The organism is Micromonospora sp. MH33 (genome assembly GCF_003013775.1).
Taxonomy (GTDB): Bacteria; Actinomycetota; Actinomycetes; order Mycobacteriales; family Micromonosporaceae; genus Micromonospora; species Micromonospora fulviviridis.
Map to the genome: position 1 here is coordinate 1 of NZ_MUYZ01000110.1, position 19,206 is coordinate 19,206.

General features: G+C 72.9%; 22 protein-coding genes and 1 pseudogene. 18 read left to right on the forward strand and 5 right to left on the reverse strand.

From position 1 onward, the window contains the following. The 3 genes and pseudogenes from B0E53_RS18015 to B0E53_RS18025 form a co-directional block, all read left to right on the forward strand. Nucleotides 1-312: pseudogene (locus tag B0E53_RS18015) on the forward strand (peptidase M50); the annotation flags it as partial. Continuing rightward, entirely contained in the window at nt 309-1,265 is a 957-nt protein-coding gene (locus B0E53_RS18020) for a tRNA (adenine-N1)-methyltransferase (RefSeq protein WP_107077133.1), read from the forward strand. The pseudogene B0E53_RS18015 and the gene B0E53_RS18020, both read left to right, overlap by 4 nt. A gap of 167 nt (nt 1,266-1,432) precedes the next feature. Further along, on the forward strand, nt 1,433-2,005 hold the full coding sequence (locus tag B0E53_RS18025; protein WP_107077134.1) for a hypothetical protein: 573 nt from the start codon (nt 1,433-1,435) through the stop codon (nt 2,003-2,005). Nucleotides 2,006-2,056: 51 nt separating this feature from the next. On the opposite strand, the gene B0E53_RS18030 is transcribed toward B0E53_RS18025, so the two are convergent. Continuing rightward, a complete protein-coding gene (locus tag B0E53_RS18030) occupies nt 2,057-2,350 on the reverse strand; it encodes a ferredoxin (protein ID WP_107077135.1) in 294 nt (97 codons plus the stop codon). Nucleotides 2,351-2,527: 177 nt separating this feature from the next. Between B0E53_RS18030 and arc the strand changes: the two genes are divergently transcribed. The 6 genes from arc to prcA all read left to right on the forward strand — a co-directional run bounded on the left by arc (nt 2,528) and on the right by prcA (nt 8,646). Beyond that, nucleotides 2,528-4,309, forward strand: a complete 1,782-nt coding sequence (arc, locus tag B0E53_RS18035; RefSeq protein WP_107077136.1) for a proteasome ATPase — start codon at nt 2,528-2,530, stop codon at nt 4,307-4,309. A gap of 180 nt (nt 4,310-4,489) precedes the next feature. Then, entirely contained in the window at nt 4,490-6,007 is a 1,518-nt protein-coding gene (gene dop, locus B0E53_RS18040; RefSeq protein ID WP_107077137.1) for a depupylase/deamidase Dop, read from the forward strand. Nucleotides 6,008-6,113: 106 nt separating this feature from the next. After that, complete coding sequence (locus tag B0E53_RS18045) at nt 6,114-6,320, forward strand: ubiquitin-like protein Pup (RefSeq protein ID WP_073836803.1); 207 nt, start codon at nt 6,114-6,116, stop codon at nt 6,318-6,320. A 5-nt stretch (nt 6,321-6,325) separates the two neighbouring features. After that, a complete protein-coding gene (locus B0E53_RS18050; protein WP_107077148.1) occupies nt 6,326-6,994 on the forward strand; it encodes an endonuclease VII domain-containing protein in 669 nt (222 codons plus the stop codon). Then, nucleotides 6,913-7,752 (forward strand): proteasome subunit beta, encoded by an 840-nt coding sequence (gene prcB / locus B0E53_RS18055; protein WP_210406121.1) that lies wholly within the window; start codon nt 6,913-6,915, stop codon nt 7,750-7,752. The genes B0E53_RS18050 and prcB overlap by 82 nt, the downstream gene beginning before the upstream one ends. A gap of 63 nt (nt 7,753-7,815) precedes the next feature. Beyond that, the gene (gene prcA, locus B0E53_RS18060) at nt 7,816-8,646 is read left to right on the forward strand and encodes a proteasome subunit alpha (protein ID WP_107077139.1); all 831 of its coding nucleotides are present in this window, start codon (nt 7,816-7,818) and stop codon (nt 8,644-8,646) included. 120 nt (nt 8,647-8,766) lie between these two features. Here the strand turns inward: prcA and rfbB are convergent, their stop codons facing one another. Beyond that, on the reverse strand, nt 8,767-9,744 hold the full coding sequence (gene rfbB / locus B0E53_RS18065; RefSeq protein ID WP_107077140.1) for a dTDP-glucose 4,6-dehydratase: 978 nt from the start codon (nt 9,742-9,744) through the stop codon (nt 8,767-8,769). Between the two features lie 118 nt (nt 9,745-9,862). On the opposite strand from rfbB, the gene pafA reads away from it, so the two are divergent. The 3 genes from pafA (at nt 9,863) to B0E53_RS18080 (ending at nt 12,198) form a co-directional block, all read left to right on the forward strand. Next, a complete protein-coding gene (gene pafA / locus B0E53_RS18070) occupies nt 9,863-11,221 on the forward strand; it encodes a Pup--protein ligase (RefSeq protein ID WP_091265859.1) in 1,359 nt (452 codons plus the stop codon). Between the two features lie 63 nt (nt 11,222-11,284). Further along, nucleotides 11,285-11,506: a hypothetical protein gene (locus B0E53_RS18075; RefSeq protein ID WP_107077141.1), complete on the forward strand. Its 222-nt coding sequence runs from the start codon at nt 11,285-11,287 to the stop codon at nt 11,504-11,506. 143 nt (nt 11,507-11,649) lie between these two features. Next, on the forward strand, nt 11,650-12,198 hold the full coding sequence (locus B0E53_RS18080) for a carboxymuconolactone decarboxylase family protein (protein ID WP_107077150.1): 549 nt from the start codon (nt 11,650-11,652) through the stop codon (nt 12,196-12,198). Between the two features lie 4 nt (nt 12,199-12,202). Here B0E53_RS18080 and B0E53_RS18085 read toward each other — a convergent pair whose 3' ends face one another. Both B0E53_RS18085 and B0E53_RS18090 read right to left on the reverse strand, forming a co-directional pair. Further along, nucleotides 12,203-13,105 (reverse strand): DUF3866 family protein, encoded by a 903-nt coding sequence (locus tag B0E53_RS18085; protein ID WP_107077149.1) that lies wholly within the window; start codon nt 13,103-13,105, stop codon nt 12,203-12,205. Between the two features lie 59 nt (nt 13,106-13,164). Further along, on the reverse strand, nt 13,165-14,178 hold the full coding sequence (locus B0E53_RS18090) for a cation diffusion facilitator family transporter (RefSeq protein ID WP_107077142.1): 1,014 nt from the start codon (nt 14,176-14,178) through the stop codon (nt 13,165-13,167). A gap of 149 nt (nt 14,179-14,327) precedes the next feature. On the opposite strand from B0E53_RS18090, the gene B0E53_RS18095 reads away from it, so the two are divergent. The 5 genes from B0E53_RS18095 to tatC all read left to right on the forward strand — a co-directional run bounded on the left by B0E53_RS18095 (nt 14,328) and on the right by tatC (nt 18,076). Continuing rightward, the gene (locus B0E53_RS18095) at nt 14,328-15,326 is read left to right on the forward strand and encodes a WYL domain-containing protein (RefSeq protein WP_107077143.1); all 999 of its coding nucleotides are present in this window, start codon (nt 14,328-14,330) and stop codon (nt 15,324-15,326) included. Continuing rightward, nucleotides 15,323-16,330: a YafY family protein gene (locus B0E53_RS18100; protein ID WP_107077144.1), complete on the forward strand. Its 1,008-nt coding sequence runs from the start codon at nt 15,323-15,325 to the stop codon at nt 16,328-16,330. The genes B0E53_RS18095 and B0E53_RS18100 overlap by 4 nt, the downstream gene beginning before the upstream one ends. A 10-nt stretch (nt 16,331-16,340) precedes the next feature. Then, entirely contained in the window at nt 16,341-16,589 is a 249-nt protein-coding gene (locus tag B0E53_RS18105) for a hypothetical protein (protein ID WP_107077145.1), read from the forward strand. A 216-nt stretch (nt 16,590-16,805) separates the two neighbouring features. After that, a complete protein-coding gene (tatA, locus tag B0E53_RS18110; protein WP_107077146.1) occupies nt 16,806-17,102 on the forward strand; it encodes a Sec-independent protein translocase subunit TatA in 297 nt (98 codons plus the stop codon). Between the two features lie 20 nt (nt 17,103-17,122). Then, nucleotides 17,123-18,076, forward strand: a complete 954-nt coding sequence (tatC, locus tag B0E53_RS18115) for a twin-arginine translocase subunit TatC (protein ID WP_107077147.1) — start codon at nt 17,123-17,125, stop codon at nt 18,074-18,076. A 76-nt stretch (nt 18,077-18,152) separates the two neighbouring features. Here tatC and B0E53_RS18120 read toward each other — a convergent pair whose 3' ends face one another. After that, a complete protein-coding gene (locus tag B0E53_RS18120; protein WP_246835460.1) occupies nt 18,153-18,722 on the reverse strand; it encodes a TOPRIM nucleotidyl transferase/hydrolase domain-containing protein in 570 nt (189 codons plus the stop codon). Between the two features lie 84 nt (nt 18,723-18,806). On the opposite strand from B0E53_RS18120, the gene B0E53_RS18125 reads away from it, so the two are divergent. Further along, on the forward strand, nt 18,807-19,206 hold a 400-nt coding region (locus B0E53_RS18125; RefSeq protein ID WP_210406122.1), incomplete at its 3' end, for a hypothetical protein.

Sequence of the window (19,206 nt, forward strand, 5' to 3'; positions counted from 1 at the left end):
GAGGGGACGACCCCCGACGCCGCGCTCGCCGTGGTCGACTCCGCCGGCCGCCCGGTGGCCCTGGTCGACCCGGCCCGCGTCGCCGCCGTACCCCCGGAACGGCGGCCGTGGCTCGCGGTGGACGCGGTGGCCCGCGGCCTGGACAGCGTGCCCGCGCTGCCGGTCGGCGCCGACGGCGAGCGGGTGCTGGAGACCGTGCGCACCCACCCGGGCGCACAGTACGTCGTGACGGCAGGCGAAGATGTGGTCGGCGTGCTGCACATCGCGGATCTCGCCCAGCTCCTGGAACCCAAACGGAAGACGAACACGTGACCGCAGACACCTCCTCCGTCCCGGCGCTGCCCCCCGTGCACCGGGGGCCGTTCCGCCCCGGCGACCGGGTCCAGCTGACCGACCCGAAGGGCCGGATGCACACCGTGACGCTGGAGCCCGGCAAGGAGTTCCACACCCACCGGGGGATCCTCAAGCACGACACGCTGATCGGCCTGCCCGACGGCAGCGTGGTCACCACCGCCGGCGGCGGCACCGCGTTCCTGGCCCTGCGCCCGCTGCTGTCGGACTACGTGCTCTCCATGCCGCGCGGCGCCCAGGTGATCTACCCGAAGGACTCGGCGCAGATCGTGGCCATGGGCGACGTCTTCCCCGGCGCGAAGGTCCTGGAGGCCGGCGCCGGCTCCGGCGCGCTCTCCTGCTCGCTGCTGCGGGCCGTAGGCACCGAGGGTGAGCTGCACTCCTTCGAGCTGCGTGACGACTTCGCCCAGATCGCCCGGCGCAACATCGAGGCGTTCTTCAACGGCCCGCACCCCGCCTGGCGGCTGCACGTCGGGGACGTCGCCGAGTGCACCGAGACCGGTTTCGACCGGATCATCCTCGACATGCTCACCCCCTGGGAGATGCTCGACATGGTCGAGCGGGCCCTCGTTCCCGGCGGCGTGCTGATCGGCTACGTGGCCACCACACCGCAGCTCTCCGAACTGGTCGAGGCGCTGCGCGAGCGGGGCGGCTGGACCGAGCCGCGCGCCTGGGAGTCGCTGGTCCGGGACTGGCACGCCGAGGGGCTCGCGGTCCGGCCCGACCACCGCATGATCGCGCACACCGCCTTCCTGGTCTCCGCGCGCAAGCTCGCCCCCGGGGTCACCGCCCCGCCGCGGCGCCGCAAGCCCAGCAAGGGCGCCGAGGCGTACGCCCAGCGCCGGGACGCGCTGCGCGCGGCCGAGGCGGCCCGGCAGACGGCCGCCGGGGCCGAGGAGCCGGACCGGGCGTGACCCCGCGGCGCGGACGGCTATGAGCGAGCGGATCATGGGTCCCGGCGGGGACGACACCGAGCGGGTGGAGACGGTGGCATGAGCGAGCGGATCGGGGCACGCGGCGGGCGCCGCGCCCGTCCCGGCGGTCCGGACCGGTGGCGGCGCGCGGGCCGGGAGGCGGCGGCATGAGCAGCCCCGGCTACGACAACGGTGACCTGCCCGCCGTCTTTCCCGACTGGTCGCCCTACGCCGACCTGGAGTCGGCCGCCCGGGCCTATCTGCGCGACCCCGACATCGCCCTGGACGCCCTCGGCGGGGTGCTGCGCGGCGCGTCCGTGCTCGGCTTCACCCTGGAACGTTTCGTCAACGAGGTGAACGGGGTGTGGCAGGAGGTCGTCGTCTGTGACGGCAGCCGGCTGGTGCTCTGGCACGGCGAGGACGTCCCGCCGGGGGAGGGGCCGCCCGGCTCGATGACCTCCTCGCTGCGGGTGGTGCCGGTCTCCACGGTCACCGAGGTCGGCTGCCGCCGGCGGCTCACCCGCGCCGACACCGGCGAGGTCCGGGTCGACAGCATCGACGTCTACCTGCTGCTCAGCTCGCTGGACGAGGCGCCGCCCAGCGACGAGGCGGTCGGCGCGCCCCGGCACGACGCGCTGCGCTTCGGCAAGACCCTCGACGACGGCGGCGCCGGGCAGATCGCCCGGCTGGAGGAGTTCGCCCGGCTGGTCGCCTCGGTCGTCGGCCGCCCGATGCTGTAAGAGACCCCACAGGCCGGGGACGTCGGTCCCCGGCCCGCGGCGTCCGTCAGGTCAGTCCTCGGCCTCCGGGCCGGCCACCTCGGCGCCGTCGCGGGCGCGCACCACGTGGATGCACTCGCCCGGGCACTCCTTCGCCGAGTCGATCACTTCGAGGCGCAGGTGCTCCGGCACGTCCACCCGGGCGCCCGCGGCCAGCCGCAGCTCGCCGTCCGGCCCCTTGACGTACGCCAGGCCGTCGACGTCGAACTCGAAGACCTCCGGCGCGTACTGGACGCACAGCCCGTCACCCGTGCACAGGTCCTGGTCGACCCAGACCTGCAGCTGGTCCGTCGCGACGTCGGTCACGAAGCACCCCCCATGTTCTCCCGTCCCACGCTCCGACGGTACCCGAACGCCCGTACCCGCCCGTCGACCAGCCCTTGGCGATCAAGCTTCGGTGACGAGCGCGTTGCGGAGGACCGAATCGGGCTCATAGCGGCTAGTGTTAGCTCAGAACGTTCAAGCCCCCCGGGGAGGTGGGACGTGGCACGCAGCGACGACGCGGACTCGCGCGCCGCACGGTGGGAGAAGGAGGCCCACGATCTCTCCACGCAGGTCGCGTTCCTTCAAGAGGAACTCGCTCTGGTGCGGCGCAAGTTGACCGAAAGCCCCCGACACGTCCGGCAGCTCGAGGAGCGGCTGGCCGCCACCCAGGCGCAGTTGGCGCGGCTGACCGAGAACAACGAACGGCTCGTGAGCACCCTCAAGGAGGCTCGCGCGCAGATCGTGACGCTCAAGGAGGAGATCGACCGCCTCGCCCAGCCGCCGAGCGGCTACGGCGTGTTTCTGGCCAAGCACGACGACGGCACGGTGGACGTGTTCACCGGCGGGCGCAAGCTCCGGGTGGCCGTCTCGCCCTCGCTGGAGGTCGACGAGCTCCGGCGCGGCCAGGAGGTCCTGCTCAACGACGCGCTCAACATCGTCGACGCGTTCGGCTACGAGCGGGTCGGCGAGGTCGTGATGCTCAAGGAGATCCTCGCGGGTCCCGAGGGCGCGCCGGGTGACCGGGCGCTGGTGGTCTCGCACTCCGACGAGGAGCGGATCGTGCACCTCGCCGAGACCCTGATCGGTTCGCCGATCCGGGCCGGCGACTCGCTCATGATCGAGCCCCGCTCGGCGTACGCGTACGAGCGGATCCCGAAGAGCGAGGTCGAGGAGCTCGTCCTGGAGGAGGTGCCCGACGTCGACTACACCGACATCGGTGGCCTCCACTCACAGATCGAGCAGATCCGCGACGCGGTCGAGCTGCCCTTCCTGCACGCCGACCTGTTCCGCGAGCACCAGCTGCGGCCGCCGAAGGGCATCCTGCTCTACGGCCCGCCCGGCTGCGGCAAGACGCTGATCGCCAAGGCGGTGGCCAACTCCCTGGCCAAGAAGATCGCCGAGCGGGAGGGCAAGGAGAGGCACACCAGCTTCTTCCTCAACATCAAGGGCCCGGAGCTGCTCAACAAGTACGTCGGTGAGACCGAGCGGCACATCCGGCTGATCTTCCAGCGGGCGCGGGAGAAGGCCGGCGAGGGCACCCCCGTGATCGTGTTCTTCGACGAGATGGACTCGGTGTTCCGCACCCGCGGCTCCGGCGTCTCCTCTGACGTGGAGAACACCATCGTCCCGCAGCTGCTCAGCGAGATCGACGGCGTGGAGGGCCTGGAGAACGTCATCGTCATCGGCGCCTCCAACCGGGAAGACATGATCGACCCGGCGATCCTGCGCCCCGGCCGGCTCGACGTGAAGATCAAGATCGAGCGGCCGGACGCCGAGGCGGCCAAGGACATCTTCTCCAAGTACATCCTCTCCGGCCTGCCGCTGCACCCGGACGACCTGGCCGAGCACGGCGGTGACCCGCAGGCCACCGTGGCGGCCATGATCGACGCCGTGGTGCTGCGGATGTACTCGGAGACCGAGGAGAACCGCTTCCTCGAGGTCACCTACGCCAACGGCGACAAGGAAGTCCTCTACTTCAAGGACTTCAACTCCGGCGCGATGATCCAGAACATCGTCGACCGGGGCAAGAAGATGGCCATCAAGGAGTTCCTCACCTCCGGGCGCAAGGGGCTCCGGCTCCAGCACCTCCTCGACGCCTGCGTCGACGAGTTCCGCGAGAACGAGGACCTGCCCAACACGACCAACCCCGACGACTGGGCCCGCATCTCCGGCAAGAAGGGCGAGCGGATCGTCTACATCCGCACGCTCGTCTCCGGCGGCAAGGGCGCCGATGCCGGCCGGTCCATCGAGACCGCCAACAACACCGGCCAGTACCTGTAGTCCGACGGCACGACGGAGGCCCGTGGCGCAGCGCGCCGCGGGCCTCCGCGCGTCCACGCCCGGCACCGCCGCCTGCCGCCACACCGCCACGCCCCGAGCCGCCACGCCCCCTTCCCGCGTGACGGCGACTACGCTCGACGTGACGGGGGACCGGGACGGGCGAGCGGAGCGGGCAGGTCGATGAGCGTTAGACGGATCATGGGCACCGAGGTCGAGTACGGCATCTCCGTGCCCGGCCAGGCCGGGGCCAACCCGATGGTCACCTCCTCCCAGGTGGTCAACGCCTACGGGGCGCGACCGGAACTCAACCGGGGCGGCCGGGCCCGCTGGGACTACGAGGAGGAGTCGCCACTGCGCGACGCCCGCGGCTTCACCTACTCCGGGGCGGCCTACGACCCGGCCGAGGCGCTCGCCGACGAGGATCTCGGGCTGGCCAACGTCATACTCACCAACGGCGCCCGCCTCTACGTCGACCACGCCCACCCGGAGTACTCCACGCCCGAGGTGACCAACCCCCTCGACGTGGTGCGCTGGGACAAGGCCGGGGAGCGGGTGATGGCCGAGGCGTCCAGGCGGGCCGCCACCATCCCGGGCACCCACCCGATCCACCTCTACAAGAACAACACCGACAACAAGGGCGCCAGCTACGGCGCCCACGAGAACTACCTGATGCGGCGGCAGACCCCGTTCGCCGACATCGTGGCGTACCTGACGCCGTTCTTCGTCACCCGGCAGATCGTCTGCGGCGCCGGCCGGGTCGGCATCGGCCAGGACGGCGGCCAGAGCGGCTTCCAGATCTCCCAGCGCGCCGACTTCTTCGAGGTCGAGGTGGGGCTGGAGACCACCCTCAAGCGGCCCATCATCAACACCCGCGACGAGCCGCACGCCGACGCCGACAAGTACCGCCGGCTGCACGTCATCATCGGCGACGCCAACCTCTCCGAGATCTCCACCTACCTGAAGGTCGGCACCACGGCGCTGATCCTCACCATGATCGAGGAGAAGGCGCTCGGCGCCGACCTGGGCATCGCCGACCCGGTCAGCGAGCTGCGCGCGGTCAGCCACGACCCGTCGCTCAAGCACCTCATGCGGCTGCGCGACGGCCGCAAGCTGACCGCGCTCGACGTGCAGTGGGCGTACCTGGAGCGGGTCCGGTCCTTCGTGGACGACCGCTACGGCAGCGACGTGGACGCGCAGACCGCCGACGTCCTCGACCGCTGGGAGAGCGTGCTGGACCGGCTCGGCCGGGACGCCTTCCTCTGCGCCGACGAGCTGGACTGGGTGGCCAAGCTGAGGCTGCTGGAGGGCTACCGGGAGCGGGAGAAGCTCGGCTGGGGTTCGCACAAGCTCCAGCTGGTCGACCTTCAATACTCGGACGTGCGGCCGGAGAAGGGCCTCTACCACCGGCTGGTGCAGCGGGGCTCGATGAAGACCCTGCTGAGCGACGAGCAGACCCGCTCGGCGATGACCGAGCCGCCGGAGGACACCCGGGCCTACTTCCGCGGCCGCTGCCTCGCCCAGTACGCCTCCGAGGTGGTCGCCGCGAGCTGGGACTCGGTCATCTTCGACGTGGGCCGGGAGTCGCTGGTCCGGGTGCCGATGATGGAGCCCGAGCGGGGCACCCGCAAGCACGTCGGGTCGCTCTTCGACCGCTGCGAGAGCGCCAAGGACCTGCTGGAGCTGTTGACCGGCGGCTGAGCCGGATGCCGGAAGGCCCGTCGAGTGCTGGAACCCGGCGCGCGACGGGCTTTTCGTCGTCCACGCGAGGTAAGTTGATCGCAGGCGATCGTGGAGGAGGCACACCATGGCGACCCAAGAAGGCGGCCAGACCCAGTCCGGCAAGTCCCACGAGGAGGTCGAGGAGGTCACCGCGCAGGCCAACCCCGAGGTTGCCGAGCGGCACGCCGAGATCACCGAGGACGTGGACGACCTGCTCGACGAGATCGACTCCGTCCTGGAGGAGAACGCAGAGGAGTTCGTGAGGGGGTACGTGCAGAAAGGGGGTCAATGAGGCTTATGTCCGATTTGCCGGAGGCCTCGGACAAGCTCTGCCCTCAGCGCGGCCGGTCGCTGCCGACATCGGCGTTCCACCGCAACCGGCGGCGTCCGGACGGTTTGGCGTTCTACTGTAAGACCTGCGCTGCGGCCCGCTCGGAGGCGAGCCGCCGCAAGCGCGGGATCGCGCCCCAGAAGAAGGCCCCCGTGCCGGTTGCCGACGGACTGAAGTGGTGTCCCGACTGCGAGCAGATCAAATCGGTCGAGGACTTCCCTCGCACCACGAACGCAAGCGGACGGCACAGCTACTGCAAACCCTGCCACAACGCGCGTGGCAATGAGACCAAGCAGCGGCTCTACGGCGGCAACCGCGAGTACCACCTGCGCCGGCGCTACGGCATTGGCGAGAAGGAGTTCCAGGAGCTTCTCGCCGAGCAGGGCGGCCTGTGCGTCGTTTGCGGGTCACCCGACCCGGAACATGTGGACCACGATCATCGCACCGGATGGGTGCGCGGGATACTCTGCTTCAACTGCAACGGTGGTCTTGGCCAGTTCAAGGACAGCCCCGAGAGGCTGGCCAGGGCGATCACGTACCTGAGAGGAACCACGTGGCAGCGGGTTTTGATCCATCCGGGCGTCTTCCAGATGTGTTCACCAACGCGGGGACGTCCTCCTTCACAGCGTTCCTGAGCAGGGTGGCCCCGGAGATGCTGCCCGGCCGTCGGCCGCTGCCGCCCGGCATGGCCGCCGACATGGCGCCGCACGCGACGACCATCGTGGCCATCTCGGCCAGCGGTGGCGTGGTGATGGCCGGCGACCGGCGCGCCACGATGGGCAACCTGATCGCCCAGCGCGACATCGAGAAGGTGCACCCGGCCGACGCGTACTCGCTGGTCGGCATCGCGGGCACCGCGGGCATCGGCATCGAGCTGATGCGACTGTTCCAGGTGGAGCTGGAGCACTACGAGAAGATCGAGGGCGCGATGCTCTCGCTGGACGGCAAGGCCAACCGGTTGGCCTCGATGATCCGGGGCAACCTGGGGGCCGCGATGCAGGGCCTCGCGGTGATCCCGCTCTTCGCCGGCTTCGACCTGGCCGCCGCCGACCCGGCGCGGGCCGGGCGGATCTTCAGCTTCGACGTGACCGGCGGCCCCTACGAGGAGACCGGCTACGACGCGATCGGCTCCGGCTCGCTGTTCGCCAAGTCCGCGCTGAAGAAGCGGTTCCGGACGGGCCTGTCGATCGACGACGCGACGCGGCTGGCCGTCGAGGCGCTCTACGACGCCGCCGACGACGACACCGCGACCGGTGGCCCGGACCTGACCCGCCGGATCTACCCGGTGGTGATGACCGCGACCGCCGAGGGCACCCGCCGGCTCACCGACGCCGAGACGGCGGCGATCGCGGAGGGCGTGGTGTCCGGCCGTATGGAGAACCCGGGCGGCTGACCCCGCTCCCACCTCACCTGAGTCAGCAGTCCGCAGCACAGCGCCCGAAGGAGAACCGCCGCCGTGGCCATGCAGTTCTACGCCTCGCCCGAGCAGATCATGCGCGACCGCTCCGAGCTGGCCCGCAAGGGCATCGCCCGGGGCCGCAGCGCGGTGGTCCTGAGCTACGAGGGCGGGGTGCTCTTCGTCGCGGAGAACCTGTCCAGCACCCTGCACAAGGTCAGTGAGATCTACGACCGGATCGGCTTCGCCGCGGTGGGCCGCTACAACGAGTTCGAGAACCTGCGCCGGGCCGGGGTGCGGATGGCCGACCTGAACGGCCTGAGCTACGACCGGCGGGACGTGACAGGCCTGGGCCTGGCGAACGCGTTCGCGCAGACGCTGGGTGCGATCTTCACCGAGCAGTCGAAGCCGTTCGAGGTGGAGATCTGCGTGGCCGAGGTGGGCGCCACGCCGGACGACGACTCGCTCTACCGGCTGACCTACGACGGGTCGGTCAACGACGAGCCGGGCCGGATGGCGATGGGCGGCCAGGCCGAGGCGATCACGGGGGTGCTGAAGAACGAGCACCGGCCGGAGATGTCGCTGTCGGAGGCGGTCCGGGCGGCCATGAAGGCGTTGAGCAGCGTCGGCGGCGAGGGCGGGGCGGCCCGCACGATCGCCGCGAACCAGCTCGAGGTGGCGGTCCTGGACCGGCGCCGGGTGGGCCGGACCTTCCGCCGGATCACCGGGGCGGCGCTGACGGCGCTGCTCGACGGGGAGGCGGGCGCGGACGCCGCGCCGGCGCCGGGGCGGGCGAAGACGCCGACGGTACCGACCGAGGAGGCGAAGAAGCCGACCACGTCGGCGGGCTCGGCGGACCTGGAGGGTCAGGAGGAACAGCCGGGCGAGTGACGCCGGCCGGGCACCGGAACGCGGCCGGGGAGCCCGTCCGGCGCCCGAGGGTCATGATCGGCTCCGGTTCGCCCGGGTGGCGGTGGCGCCGGAGCCGGCACCGGCCGGGCGCGGTGCGGGTCAGCGGTGCGGCTTCAGCGGCGTCCACCAGGCCCGGTTGTCCCGGTACCAGGCGACGGTCGCGGCCAGCCCGTGGTCGAGGTCGACCGTGGGGGCCCAGCCGAGCTCGCGCCGGGTGGTGGTGCAGTCCAGGGCGTACCGGCGGTCGTGGCCCTTGCGGTCGGCGACCGGTCGGACCCGTTCCCACCCGGCGCCGCACGCGGCCAACAGCCGGCCGGTGAGGTCCCGGTTGGTGAGTTCGGCGCCGCCGCCGAGGTGGTAGATCCCGCCGGCCCGGCCGCGGGTCTGGGCGAGCGCGACGCCACGGCAGTGGTCGTCGACGTGCAGCCAGTCCCGCACGTTGCCGCCGTCGCCGTAGAGGGGCACGTCGTGCCCGTCGAGCAGGTTGGTGACGAAGAGCGGGATGATCTTCTCCGGGTACTGGTAGGGCCCGTAGGTGTTGGCGCCGCGGGTGACCACGACGTCGAGTCCGTGGGTGCGGTGGTAGGCCAGCGCGAGCAGGTCGCCGGCGGCCTTGCTGGCCGAGTACGGTGAGCTGGGGTCGAGCGGGGCCCGCTCGGTCCAGGCGCCGGAGGCGATGGAGCCGTACACCTCGTCGGTGGAGACCTGGACGAAGCGGCGCACGCCGTGGCGCAGGGCCGCGTCGAGCAGCGTCTGGGTGCCGACCACGTTGGTGGTGACGAAGTCGGCGGCGGCGGCGATGGAGCGGTCCACGTGCGACTCGGCGGCGAAGTGCACGACGACGTCGTGGCCGGCGACGGTGGCGTCGACCAGGGCGGGGTCGCGGATGTCGCCGCGGACGACGCGCAGCCTCGGGTCGGTGCGGACCGGGTCGAGGGCGCCCTCGGTGGCGGCGTAGGTGTAGGCGTCGAGCACGGTGACGGTGTCGGTGGCGAGGTCCGGCTCGGCGCCGGTGAGCAGCCGCCGGACGTACGCCGATCCGATGAAGCCGGCGCCGCCGGTGACGAGGATTCTCACGGCTGGGACCGTACCCGGCGCTGGGACATGCCAACGCCGGGAATGCCCGTCCCGGTGCGGATGAGACCGGCGGGTTGAGCGCTGCCCATCCGGGGCCCCGGGCGGCTAGTGTCACATCATGGAGCGGCGAATCTTCGGCCTCGAGACCGAGTACGGCGTCACCTGCACCTATCGCGGGCAGCGCCGACTGTCCCCCGACGAGGTCGCGCGGTACCTGTTCCGGCGGGTGGTGTCGTGGGGCCGGTCGAGCAATGTGTTCCTGCGCAACGGAGCCCGCCTCTACCTGGACGTGGGCTCGCACCCGGAGTACGCGACGCCGGAGTGCGACTCGGTGACCGACCTGGTGGCCCACGACCGGGCGGGGGAGCGGATCCTGGAAGGGCTGCTCGTCGACGCGGAGAAGCGGCTGCACGACGAGGGCATCGCGGGCGAGATCTACCTGTTCAAGAACAACACCGACTCGGCCGGCAACTCGTACGGCTGTCACGAGAACTACCTGGTGTCCCGGCACGGCGAGTTCGGCCGGCTGGCCGACGTGCTCATCCCGTTCCTGGTCACCCGGCAGTTGATCTGCGGTGCGGGCAAGGTGCTGCAGACCCCGCGCGGCGCGGTCTACTGCCTGTCGCAGCGGGCCGAGCACATCTGGGAGGGCGTCTCCTCGGCGACCACCCGTAGCCGGCCGATCATCAACACCCGGGACGAGCCGCACGCGGACGCGGAGCGCTACCGACGGCTGCACGTGATCGTCGGCGACTCGAACATGAACGAGGTCACCACGCTGCTGAAGGTCGGCACGGCCGACATCGTGCTGCGGATGATCGAGGCCGGGGTGGTGATGCGGGACCTCACGCTGGAGAACCCGATCCGGGCGATCCGCGAGGTGTCGCACGACATCACCGGCCGACGAAAGGTGCGGCTGGCCTCCGGCAAGGAGGTCTCGGCGCTGGAGATCCAGCAGGAATACCTGGCGAAGGCGACCGAGTTCGTCGAGCGGCGCGGCGGCGACCAGACCGCCAAGCGGGTCGTCGAGCTGTGGGGTCGGGTGCTGCGGGCGGTGGAGACCGGAGACCTGGACCCGGTGGCCCGGGAGATCGACTGGGTGACGAAGCTGCGGCTGATCGAGCGCTACCAGCGCAAGCACGACCTGCCGCTGTCGCACCCGCGGGTCGCGCAGATGGACCTGGCCTACCACGACCTGCGGCGCGGCCGGGGCCTGTACGGGCTGCTGGAGCGGCGCGGCGAGGTGGACCGGGTGGCCACCGACCCGGAGATCTTCGAGGCGAAGGAGACCCCGCCGCAGACCACCCGGGCGCGGCTGCGGGGCGAGTTCATCCGGCACGCCCAGGAGAAGCGGCGGGACTTCACGGTGGACTGGGTGCACCTCAAGCTGAACGACCAGGCGCAGCGCACGGTGCTGTGCAAGGACCCGTTCCGGGCGTACGACGAGCGGGTGGAGCGGCTGATCGCGAGCATGTGACCCGGGAAGGGCGGCCGGTGCTGCGAGCGCCGGCCGCCCGCCCACCGGTACGCTGGCGTCGCGATGAACAATTCCGAACCTGCCGGCCCCTCCGGCCGCGAGACGTCCGCCGGCCGCGACAGCGGGACCGAGAAGCTCAACTGGATCGAGCGGCGCCGGGAGAAGATCCGCGCCGAGGTCGAGCGCAACCGCCGCGGTGAGTACACGGTGCCGACCTGGGTGCTGGCGGTCGTGCTGGTGCTGATCGTGGGCGCCTGGCTGGCGCTGATCTTTTTGGCCGGCTGACGCGGAGCATGCCGGCCGGAGTGCCGCTGCTTCGCCGAGCCGGGGCCTTGACGCGCCACCGCGCGCATGCTCGTCTATGGCTCACGGGGAAGCCGGACGTGCTGTCGCGTGCTTCCCGGCCGACGACGAGGGAGCGTGACGTCATCGCACACATCGACCTCGGTCTGGACGAGCAGGCCCACCCCGGCATCAACGGGCTGGCCCGCTACCGACCGGAGACCGCCGGACCGCTGCTCGACCTCGCCGACACGCTGCTGCACGCCCCGCATCCCACGCTGTCACCGGGGGAGCGGGAGCTGATCGCCGCGTACGTGTCGGATCTGAACGCCTGCGCGTTCTGCTGCGCGTCGCACTCGGCGTTCGCCGCCGCCCAACTGCCGGCCGGGATGCCGCTGGTGGAGCAGGTGCGCCGGGACCTGGACGCGGCGCCGGTCGCGGCGAAACTGCGGGCGCTGCTACTGATCGCCGGGGCGGTGCAGCGCAGCGGCCGCGAGGTCACCACCGACCTGGTGGAGGCGGCCCGTGCCGAGGGCGCCACCGACCTGGAGATCCACGACACGGTGCTGATCGCCGCCGCGTTCTGCATGTACAACCGCTACGTCGACGGCCTGGGCACGGTGGCGCCGGCCGACCCGGCGGGCTACACCCGGACCGCGGCGCACATCGTCGCGCACGGATACGGGGCGCGCTGACCGCTCAGCCGAGCAGGCGGGCCGCGTGCCGGCCGGCGGCGGCCGCGGCCAGGAAGTAGGCGTGGTCGCCGTCGAGCCCGCGGCCCATCGTCGACAGGCCGACCGGGCTGTCCCGCAGCGCCGCGTCCAGGCCCTCGGTGGGTACGGTCACGATCCGGTGCCGCGCCGCGAGCGGGGCCAGCGCCGCCGCGACCTCGGCCGCGAGGGCCGCGTCCAGGCCCTCCGGCACGATCAGCTCCGCGGGGGCCAGGGCGACCCGGCCGTACGCGGTGAGGCTGTGGTGGGAAACGCCGCGGTGCCGGGGGCGGGGGTCGGCGTCGGAGATGCGCAGCGAGCCGACCGGCCGCCCGCCCAGCGTGGCGACCGCGTTGACCGCCTCGCCGACAGCCACCCCGGAGAAGCCCCACCGGGTGCCGGTGCCGAGGTTGCCGGGGCCCTGGGCGACGATCACGACGTCGGCGCCGAGCACGTGCCGCGCGGCGAGCAGGCCGCTGTGCAGGGTGCTGGCCTCGAGGTCGCCGCCGAACGCCTGGCCCACGCTGACCGTGCCGGCGAGCCGACCGGCGAGCCCGGCGAGGGTGCGGGAGAACCAGGCCGGCAGCGCCCCGCCGTCGGTGAGCAGATACGCCACCCGGGCGTCCGGGGCGTCGGCGTGGACGCCGGCCAGGATCGCCGGCAGCGCGGAGTGCAGGTCGGCGGTGACCACCGGCATCCCGCCGGTGCCGAGGCCCATCAGCAGGGCGCCGGCGTTGAGCAGCACCCGGTCACCGGGCTCCGGGTCGCCGACCAGCGCCGGGTAGGCCAGGGCGCGCATCCGGCCGCCGCCGGGCAGGTCGACGTCGAGTTCCGTGGCGCCGGCCCACCGTCGCCGTACCGCCGTGACCGTGCCGGACCGCCATCGCACCATGCCCGGCACGCTATCGGCCGGGGTGGCGCCGTGGTGCGGCCGGGTCGGCGGCCCGCCGGTCACGCCGGCCCGCCGCCAGCCGTCCCCGGGTCCACCGGCCGCTGGTCCTCGTCCTGGGTGGTCCGGGCCCGGCGCCCGCCGCTGCCGCGCCTCGACCGGGTCGGGTCGAGGAAGACGTACGCGACCTCCGGGAACCGGTCGGTGAGCCGCCGCTCGGCCTCGTCGGCGGCGGCCTCGATGTCGGCGCCGGTGGCGTCGTCGCGGAAGTCGACCTTGGCGGCGACCAGGATGTCCTCCGGGCCGAGGACCATGGTCATCAGGGTGTCGATCCGGTCCACCGCGGCCAGCGCGGCCAGTTCGTGCTCGATCTGCCGGTGCACCCGCTCGGACACGGCCCGGCCGACCAGCAGCGAGATGTTGCTGCGGGCCAGGATGCCGGCGACCACCAGCAGCAGCACGCCGATGAGGATCGAGGCGGCGCCGTCGTAGAGCTCGTCGCCGGTGAGGTGGGACAGCGTGACGCCGGCGGCGGCGATCAGCAGGCCGATCAGGGCGGCGGTGTCCTCCAGGAAGACCGCCTTGACGGTGGTGTCGGCGGTCAGCCGCAGGTAACGGTGCGGGGTCGCCCGCCAGCGCCGGGACTCCCTGCGGACCTGCCGGACCGCCCGGGCCAGCGAGACCGACTCGATGGCGAAGGAGACCGCCAGCACGACGTACGAGGTCCGGTAGTGGCCGGTGTGCTCGTGCACGAGGATGGTGGTGACGCCGTGGGTGATGGCGAAGCCGGCGCCGACCACGAACGTGAACAGCGCGGCGAGGAACGCCCAGACGTAGCTCTCCTTGCCGTACCCGAACGGGTGCCGGGTGTCGGCGGGCCGCGCCCCGCGGCGCAGCGCCAGGTAGAGCAGCACCTCCGTGGTGGTGTCGGCCACCGAGTGGGCGGCCTCGGAGAGCATCGCCGCGGAGCCGGAGATCAGGCCCGCGACCAGCTTGGCGACCGCGATGGCGAGGTTCGCCGCGCCGGCCACCACGACCGTGCCGACGCTCTCGCTCTTGGCTGCCGCCTCCGCCATGCGATCACCCTATGGCCGCTGTCGGCCCGCCGCCGGGCGAGCGGCGCGGGCCCGGGCGATGTGGCGCGGATCGCCTCCGGGCGGGACTCCCGTGCGCCGCGCCCGCGCGGGTGCGCGCTGCGGACGTGCGGGCTGCTAGCGTTCTCCACGTGTCGCGGACCCGTACCGAACGCCTGGTCAACCTGGTGATCTGCCTGCTGTCCACGCGACGGTTCCTGACCGCCGCGCAGATCGCCGCGACCGTGCCCGGCTACGAGCACGATCCGGACGACGCCAAGGACCACGAGGCGTTCCAGCGAAAGTTCGAGCGGGACAAGGCCGAGCTGCGGGAGCTCGGCGTGCCGTTGGAGACCGGCACGGCCAGCGTCTTCGACGCCGAGCCGGGCTACCGGATCGCACCCCGCGAGTACGCCCTGCCCGACATCCCCCTCGAACCGGACGAGGCCGCGGCCGTGGGCATCGCGGCCCGGCTGTGGCAGCACGCCGGCCTGGCCGCCGCCGCCTCGTCGGGGCTGGCGAAGCTGCGCGCCGCCGGCATCGACGTCGACCCGCAGGCCACGCTCGGCCTGGAGCCGATGGTCACGGTCGACCCGGCGTTCGCGCCGTTGACCGCCGCCGCGCGGGACCGCCGCGAGGTCAACTTCGACTACCGGGTGCCCGACCGCGACGCCCCGACCCGCCGCCGGCTCCAGCCGTGGGGCGTGGTCTGCTGGCGCGGCCGCTGGTACGTGGTCGGTCACGACCTGGACCGGGCGGCGACCCGCTGCTTCCGGCTCTCCCGGGTGGTGGGCGCGGTCCGGGTGACCGGCGAGCCCGGGGCGTACGAGCCGCCCGCCGGCGTGGACCTGATCAGCCATGTGGCCCGCTGGTCCGGGCCCGTGGAGCGGACCGGCCGGGCCACCGTGCTGGTCGTGCCCGGCCGCGCCGCGGGGCTGCGCCGCTGGGCGGTGGAGACCGAGGCCGGGCCGGAGGGCGACCGCCTGGTCATGCCGTACGCCGACGCCGACTTCCTGGCCGGCCAGATCGTCGGGTACGGCCCGGACGTGCGGGTGCTGGAGCCGCCGGAGGTCCGCGAGGCGGTCATCCAGCGGTTGAAGGAGATCGCCGCCCGCCACGACGACCTGGCGGTGGCCGGGGGTGCCCGGTGACCCGCCCGGCGGCCCGCGGCGGCCGGGCCTCGGCGGACCGGCTGGCCCGGCTGCTCAACCTGGTGCCCTACCTGCTGGCCCGCCCCGGCATCGAGATCGCCGAGGCGGCGCACGACCTGGGGGTGACCGAGAAGCAGCTCCGCGAGGACCTGGAGCTGCTCTGGGTGTGCGGGCTGCCCGGTTACGGCCCGGGTGACCTGATCGACATGGCGTTCGACGGCGACCGGGTGACCATCACCTACGACGCCGGCATCGACCGCCCGCTCCGGCTCACCCCCGACGAGGCCCTGGCCCTGGTGGTGGCGCTGCGGATGCTCGCCGAGACGCCCGGGGTGGCCAACCGGGAGGCGGTCGAGCGGGCGCTCGCCAAGATCGAGAGTGCCGCCGGCGACCTGGCCGGCGCCCCGGTCGAGGTGCGGCTGCCCGGCGACACGGCCCGGGTCCGGGAGCTGCGCGCCGCCGTGGAGCGCGGCCGGGCGCTGCGGATCACCTACTACACGCCGGCCCGCGACGAGACCACCGAGCGGACCATCGACCCGCTGCGGATGCTGATGGTCGGCGGCCGGGCCTACGTGGAGGCGTGGTGCCGCCGGGCCGAGGCGGTCCGGCTGTTCCGGGCCGACCGGATCGACGCGGTCACCGAGCTGGCGGAGCAGGCCGTGGTGCCGCCGCAGGCCCGCCCGCACGACCTCAGCGACGGGGTGTTCCGCCCCTCGCCGGACCTGCCGCTGATCACCCTGCGGATCGGCCGGGGCGAGCGGTGGATCACCGAGTACTACCCGTGCGAGCGGGTCGAGGCCGACGGCGAGCAGTGGCTGGTGTCGCTGCGCGTCACCGACCTGGGTTGGGCCCGCCGGTTCGTGCTCGGGCTCGGGCCGGACGTGACGGTGGTCGCGCCGACCGAGCTGGCCGAGCAGGTCCGCGCCCAGGCGGCCGCCGCGCTCGACGCGTACGCCACTCCGGCTGACCGCGCCGATCCGGCGGTGGCCGCGCTCACCCAGTAGGCTGACCGCCGTGGTGACGTGGATCGTGCTCGGGGTCGTGCTGTTCGCGCTGGTCGTGCTGGCCCTGGCGGTCCGGCCGGTGCTGGCGCGGCTGCCCCGGCTGCGTCGCACGGCGCTGGCCCTGCAACGGCGCCAGGCCGAGGCGGAGTCGCTGCGCTCCGCCGCCGAGCAGCTCCAGGCGCGGGCCGAGTCGCTGCAGGAGCGGGTGAGCGTGGCGCAGGACCGGATGACGTTGATCAAGGCCAGGCGCGGGAAGTGATCGACGGCAGTCGGTCCGCTGTTCGGTAGCTGCGCGTTCGCGGCGGGATCCACGCACGATTGCGCCCCCGCGGGTGGTTGACGGGACACTCCGGGTTGTCCGAGACTTCACCGACCAGGCCCGCAACCGGGGGCCCGGCAGGGTGGCAACGGTCTTCGACGCACGTACGATGGGCTGCGACCACCCCTCACCGACACAGAGCGACTGGAGCTTCCCATGGGTGCCCTCAAGCCGTGGCACATCGCCGTACTCGTGGTCGTGCTGATCCTGCTCTTCGGCGCGAAGCGGCTCCCCGACGCGGCCCGCTCGCTGGGCCGTTCGCTGCGGATCATCAAGGCCGAGACCAAGAGCCTGCACGACGACGACCGTGACCTGGCCGAGAAGGCCGACGCGCAGGCCGGCTACCAGCCGCTCGCGCCGCAGCAGCAGGTCGCGCAGCCGCAGCCGCAGCAGTTCGCCCCGCAGCCGCAGCAGCCGCCGGTCGACCCGGTGCAGCGCGTCCGCGAGAACTGATCCGAGAGGGCCCCACCACCGTGGCCTTCGGGTTGAAGAAGCGCGGCCCGAGCACGTTCGAGCGGGCCGCCGACGGCTCGATGACGCTCATCGAGCACTTCCGCGAGCTGCGCACCAGGCTGTTCCGGGCGTCGCTGGCGATCCTGGTCGGCTTCGGGTTCGGCGTCTGGCTCTCCGGCCGGGTCCTGCACGTGCTGCAGTTGCCCTACTGCAACCTGCCGAAGGCGCGGCTCGCCAACGGCGACTGCAACTTCGTCCAGCTCGGCCCGGCCGACCTGTTCCTGTTGCAGATGAAGGTCGCTCTCTGGGTCGGCCTGATCATCGCGGCGCCGATCTGGCTCTACCAGCTCTGGGCGTTCATCGCGCCGGGCCTGCACCGGCACGAGCGCAGGTACGCCTACTTCTTCACCGCCCTGGCCGCGCCGCTGTTCGCGGCCGGCGCGGTGCTGGCGTTCTTCGTCACGTCCAAGGGCCTGGAGTTCCTGCTCAACGTGTCCGGCGGCGGCGACGTCACCACGACGCTGGACATCACCCGCTACATCGGCTTCGTCACGAACCTGATCCTGCTGTTCGGGGTGGCGTTCGAGTTCCCGCTGATCGTGCTGATGCTCAACTTCGTCGGGCTGGCCAGCGCCAAGCGGCTGCTGGGCTGGTGGCGGGTGGCGATCTTCGTGTTCTTCGCGTTCTCCGCGGTGGTCACGCCGACGCCCGACCCGTTCGGCATGACCGCTCTGGCGATCTGCCTCGCCGCGCTCTACTTCGGCGCGGTCGGGGTGGCCTTCATCAACGACAGGCGGCGCGGGCGGGGCCGGGAACTCTACTCGGACGTCGCCGACGACGAGGTGTCGCCGCTGGACCTGTCCGTCGAGCCGGTCGGGGCCACCGGTGGGGTGGAGGCGAGCGCGCCGGTCGGGGCGCCCGAGCCGATCGCCGCTCCGGCGCCGATCGAACGCCGCTACGACGACATGACCTGACCGGTAGGGCCGGGAAGCACTACACGTGGACGCCGTCCCCACCCCGGGGGCGGCGTTCGCGCGTGTCGGCGCGGGATCAGAGCAGCGCCAGCAGCCGGTCCAGCGGCGCCGGGGTGCGGGCCGGCTCCAGGGCGTCGGCGAGCAGCGTCGCGTACCGGCTCTTGCGGCCCGACCGGGTGCCGATGAAGCGGTGCAGCTGGCCGGCGAGCGGTCGGCCCTCCTGGGCGGGCTGCCGCTGGAAGCGCCGCAGCGACCGTAGGTCCCCGGCGGCCTCGACGACCTGCTCGACGCGAGCCGTCCCGAGCGCCCGGATCAGCTCGTCCTCCAGGTCGGCCCGGCAGGCGTGGAAGCCGAGCCGGGCGATCCCGGCGGGGGAGAGGTCGGAGCCGCGGGCCGACAGGGCCCGCCGGACGTACCCCTCCTCGCCGGCGTCGTAGAGGCCGGCGACCCGGCGGTTGGCGAACAGGTCGAGGAAGTGCCGGAGGTTGGTCACGCCGCCCATCGGCACCACGGCCACCCCGGCGAGGGTGCGGCCCTGCCGGCGCGCCACCGCCTCGATGGCGCAACGGTCGCTGGCCCCTTCGACCAGCACCACCGTGCCGGCGGCCAGGCCCGCCGCGTCGGCCAGGGTGCTGTGCAGGTCCACGTCGCCACCCTGCCCGCCCGCGCCGCGGGCGGCAACCCGGTTTCCGGGACACCCTGGGTCCGGTCGCTCGGCATACTGGCGGCCGTGATCGACAACGACCGGGCGGGCCGCCCCGACCTGCCCTCAGCGCTGCGCTTCCTGACCGAACTGGTCGCCTGGGTCGCCACCCCGTGGGCGCTCGCCCCGCACTCCGTGGTGCTGGCGGTCGCCTCGGTGGTACTGCTGATCGGCCTGCCCACCGTGTTCGCCACCCCCGGCGACAAGCGGCAGGTGATCGTGCCGGTGCCCGGGCTGGTCACCGTGGCGCTGGTGTTGCTGCAACTGGTCGCCGCGGTGCTCGCGGCCTGGGCGGCCTGGCCGCGGCCGGTCGCGGTCGCGGTGACCGTGCTGGCGGCGGCCACGGTGGTGACCGAGCTGCCCCGCTGGCGCCGGCTCGCGCCGCTGGCCCGCGCCGGCCCCCCGGCCCGCCGGCCCGCCCGATCCC